This is a genomic window from Kistimonas ophiarachnellae (genome assembly GCF_057552235.1).
Window position 1 is genome coordinate 1 of record NZ_BAAJPA010000034.1, and the last position, 4,110, is coordinate 4,110.

Here is a 4,110-nt window from a genome sequence, read left to right on the forward strand (position 1 = left end):
GCCAGCGGCAAGACATTTGAGTGCACCGTATCAGACTGTGACCGTTTCTTTACCAGCCGATCCGCCCTTAACCAGCACCTGGCTCAGGCCCACCACCAAAAGCCCGCCAGCGGCAAGACATTTGAGTGCACCGTATCAGACTGTGACCGTTTCTTTACCAGCCGATCCGCCCTTAACCAGCACCTGGCTCAGGCCCACCACCAAAAGCCCGCCCAACCGCAGACTTAATGCAAATATCCGCTGTAAAACCAATAACCGGCTGGTTGGCAATACTAATCAAACAAATCATCCCTGATGCTGACTATGATGCTCTGATTGGATTATCATTTTTACACAGGTCATATTGGATCGGAGAATGTTGGACATTTTAAATCGGTGCTGACAATAATCCATGCAATAGCAAGCAACAAATTTATGCAGTAATAAAGCTTTCCATAACGGCACAGCCTTTTTCCAACATCATTGTATAAATTAGGATGCAAAGCCCATGTTGATGATAGCATTGTTAGCTCATTGACGCGCTCTGTTGTATTTCTGTTTTTATACGCAACTAGGCAAATAATAAAATTAGGAATTTGTAGGATAAAGATAATTATTAGAATAGATTTACTCGTACTTTTCTATGTCACATAACGAGACTGTAGAAAACCCTTTTTTGTTGATTTCGAAAAATAGTTGATCAAAAACAATCAAGAAATGGCGCTTCTATGTGAAATCTGAGACTTTATTCGCCTCAAAAAGTGTTTTATGCAGCTCTCCGCACATGCCTTTTGGGATTTTTGTTCTTTTTCTACAGGTTCAAAGCCTGCGTGTGCGGCTTCTCCGCACCACGCACTTATAGTGTGAATTTACTACCCATGTACCTTGATACTATCGTTTGGTGCTTCAGAGCGCTTCACCATGCCATAGTCACGAATGACACCTGCAACTCTAAGCCTATAGTTTCCAAAAACGCCTTTGCGCCCTTTGGATTGTGCAAAACGGTGGGATTCTAGATTGCGCCACTTTTCAACTGATTTTTCGTCATGCCAAAAAGATAGAGATAGCACTTTGTCTTTATTTGTGAAACTTTGGAAACGCTCTATAGAAATAAATCCTTCCATTTCTGATAGCAATGGTTTGATTTCGTTTGCGATATCTAAATATTCAGAGGTTTTACCTTCTGCCACATTAACTTCAAAAATCACAGCAATCATAACTCACCTATCTGAAAATTATGCACTTATGATACGAATTCAGGACTTAATAGATTTGACGCGCAGCAAATAAATCACTTATGGAATGCTTGATGCAGCCGTATTCACATAACGACTCGATGTTGAATGCCCTGGTTTAGGGAATGATTTCAATTACAGCCCCACACGATTGTTTAGTTATGTTTTCTGTGCTTGAAAGTACATACTATTAGTGGGGTTAGTATGATTGAGTAAATGAGGGCAGCTACTTTGTACTCTCCGGGACTGAGTAAAGGGGTTATGTAAATTTCTCTCGTGTGTAGAGCGGCATAAACCAATAGTGAAAATGTTGTAATGTATAGAAAGTTAACTTTATTTGATTTTGCATATGCTACAAGAGATATAAAAGCAAGAACGCTTAGTATTGGATAGAGCCAAAAAGCAGGGTATGCGTGATTATACCTTGCCAATATTTCCATTAACTCAAATGAACCATTAGCCCCAATGATAATAAAGTAGATTAGATAAATGGAAATGAAGGCGTTGCTAATGTTCGATTTAATAGGCATCATTTGAAATGGTTAATATTTTTATTTTATCGGTTAAATCTCGCAACAATGTAATTTGTTTTCTAACCCTTTGAGGTCATAACACCAAAATCAGCCGACGCCGAAGGCGTCCCCTTGATTGACTTGTTGATATGACTCCCGCAGTCAACCAGGATTTATTTGGTGCATTTGAGCAACAGCTTCATAAATACCCATTCTAATGGTGGAGCCTGAAACAACGTCGGCTGGCAAGCTGATATACGTGAACTAGATACCTCTTTTCATGTATCCGTCGCGTGAGCCTGCCTCTCTCTAGGAGCGAGGACTCGGCACTGTCTGCCTTACCTCCTAACAAGAACGAGGACTACTGAAACAAGGTGCTATCTTTACTCATCGCTGGCCTCCGATCATTTTCTCAGGTTTACATGATGCGGCTCTGGCAAAGCTAGCCCACGTATTTTCCAGAGGCCAGTTCTTACCGGTCAGCGGGAGTCATTATGTCTAAGTGCGGGGGTGTTTTTAGCTATAGCATATACAATATGCTGTTCATACTTTGTATCAATTGAAAAATATCTATGAACGTCGCAGCTTTCAAGAGCGCTCATCAGAATATCCCAGCCAGTGCTATCAGAGTAATACGTGTTATTCCACCAGGCCGCATTTTCTTTATTGACGGTTACTGCTAACAGTACAAAATAATTTGGTTTAACTATCTCATCAGTAACAGGTTTGAATTCTTTCATTTTGTTAAAATCGTCAAACATTTTTGATGCTTGCTCTGATGAAAATAGTTTCTTTGTTTCAACTAATATTGTGCATTCTTCATTTCCTATAGTGCCATTGACTAGTAAATCCACTCTATTGTTACCACTGTGATTCAATAGATTTGAAGCTTCAGGATAACAGTGTAAACCATTGCTCATGCAAGCGTGTGCCAGATGGTATGTAAGATTTGCTTCTTGAATACCATTTTTTTCTGGATTTATTACAGGCCAGTAGTTATTGAGAGAGTTTTTAAGGGTTTCTGTGCTTGATTTTATAAGTTTTTCTATTTCGATAATGGTACTTCTGCACATATCAATGTTGTGTCTCATGTTAATTAAAAATTTTTTGCCCAGTTTTCCCAAAAATTAGGTTCATCATGATGTTTGTTTTCTAAAGCTTTATGCAGTGGGTAATATGCGAACGTTACACCCTTTATTTTGGAGTCTCCATTTTTATCCTCGATGAAGTCTCTAATCAGTCTATATTTGGGATTATTCTCATCGAAGGGGATATCTATGTATAGATATCCGACATATGATTCCATTGAATATTCTGAAGCGAAAGAACCACATGGATAATGAGTAAAGTTATTACGATCCAACCATTTGATAATATTATTTCTTGGAGGAAAATTCTCGTAATCAAAGAATCCATCATATTCTAATGAAAGCGGATAATAATCTTGGTCTGTGAATACAAGATATAGAACATCACGCTTCTTATCTCTTGCAATTTTGTCTATGTGATCAATCAGTTGTGGCATTAGATTCTATGTCGTTGTAGATGTTTAATATGAGACGGGATTTGCGCTTAACGCCAGGATAACTTGCGGCGCCAAGCGTCAAGTTGATGCATTTGGGTACGCCCGACATGGGTTTGAACTAATGGGGTGAAAGTCCCCTGCGGGAGAACCAGCATCGGATCTGGAGCCGAATACGCCCACCGATGATAACCACTAGCCGACGGCAAGTGCAGCCTCGCGAGGGGGGGCGGAGGAAGCCTGAGTGCAAAGGTGCGAGCCGACGGACAGAAATCGTATACAAGGCCGAGTCTCTGCTGTTTGGTCACAACAGGTATGTCTGGTTAATCGAGTGGACATCTCAAACTGGTGATTTGAAGGCATTTGGAGCTGGTGCTGACAGACGGGGACTGCCAGTGCTTCCAGACGTTTTTCTACAGGCTCAACCGCTCACTAATGACGGGCGGCGAAGCCGTCCCGACCATTGGGTTGTTATGTGCTTAGTTGGGTTTGTTGGGCAGGAGTTGACGGATGAGGAAAGTGAGTTGTTCAAACTGCTTTCGATTTTCTTCTTCCATGCGGTCAAAGCGTTCATGGGTTTCTTGCTGGTAGTGGTCAACTTTTTTGTCAAGCGACTCTACTTTTTTGTCAAGCGACTTAATTTGCTGCTCATGCCTTGCGCTATGCAGGAACAACTTTTTTATGCCGTCCTGGGTGTTTTTAACGCTGATTTCGATGCGATCAACCTTATGCTCAAGACGATCAAGCCTCTCGTTAGTTTCGCTCTGCTGGTTTTCCAAAGTGTCTACTCGCTGTTCCAGACTCATAACTACCTCCGTACAATGGAGATGGTAAAATAGCAGAGGAAAACGGATACGGCACA

Annotated in this window: 5 protein-coding genes; 1 reads left to right on the plus strand and 4 read right to left on the minus strand. The window is 41.2% G+C overall.

What is annotated here, in order from left to right:
- A partial coding sequence (locus AC27K1_RS21465) for a C2H2-type zinc finger protein (RefSeq protein WP_487152839.1) occupies positions 1–228 on the plus strand: 228 nt, incomplete at its 5' end.
- Between the two features lie 623 nt (positions 229–851).
- Here AC27K1_RS21465 and AC27K1_RS21470 read toward each other — a convergent pair.
- From AC27K1_RS21470 to AC27K1_RS21485, 4 genes are all read right to left on the minus strand, one after another.
- Complete coding sequence (locus tag AC27K1_RS21470) at positions 852–1,196, minus strand: antibiotic biosynthesis monooxygenase family protein (RefSeq protein WP_487152840.1); 345 nt, start codon at positions 1,194–1,196, stop codon at positions 852–854.
- A gap of 1,009 nt (positions 1,197–2,205) precedes the next feature.
- Positions 2,206–2,850, minus strand: a complete 645-nt coding sequence (locus AC27K1_RS21475) for a hypothetical protein (protein ID WP_487152841.1) — start codon at positions 2,848–2,850, stop codon at positions 2,206–2,208.
- A complete protein-coding gene (locus AC27K1_RS21480; protein WP_487152842.1) occupies positions 2,823–3,251 on the minus strand; it encodes a hypothetical protein in 429 nt (142 codons plus the stop codon). Before AC27K1_RS21480 ends, AC27K1_RS21475 begins: the two co-directional genes overlap by 28 nt.
- Before the next feature lie 476 nt (positions 3,252–3,727).
- Positions 3,728–4,054, minus strand: a complete 327-nt coding sequence (locus AC27K1_RS21485; protein ID WP_487152843.1) for a hypothetical protein — start codon at positions 4,052–4,054, stop codon at positions 3,728–3,730.
- Between the last annotated feature and the right edge of the window lie 56 nt (positions 4,055–4,110).

Excerpts from the sequence above, each read along its gene's own strand:
- AC27K1_RS21470 (WP_487152840.1), bottom strand. The coding sequence starts at position 1,196 with ATGATTGCTGTGATTTTTGAAGTTAATGTGGCAGAAGGTAAAACCTCT.
- AC27K1_RS21480 (WP_487152842.1), bottom strand. The coding sequence starts at position 3,251 with ATGCCACAACTGATTGATCACATAGACAAAATTGCAAGAGATAAGAAG.
- AC27K1_RS21485 (WP_487152843.1), bottom strand. The coding sequence starts at position 4,054 with ATGAGTCTGGAACAGCGAGTAGACACTTTGGAAAACCAGCAGAGCGAA.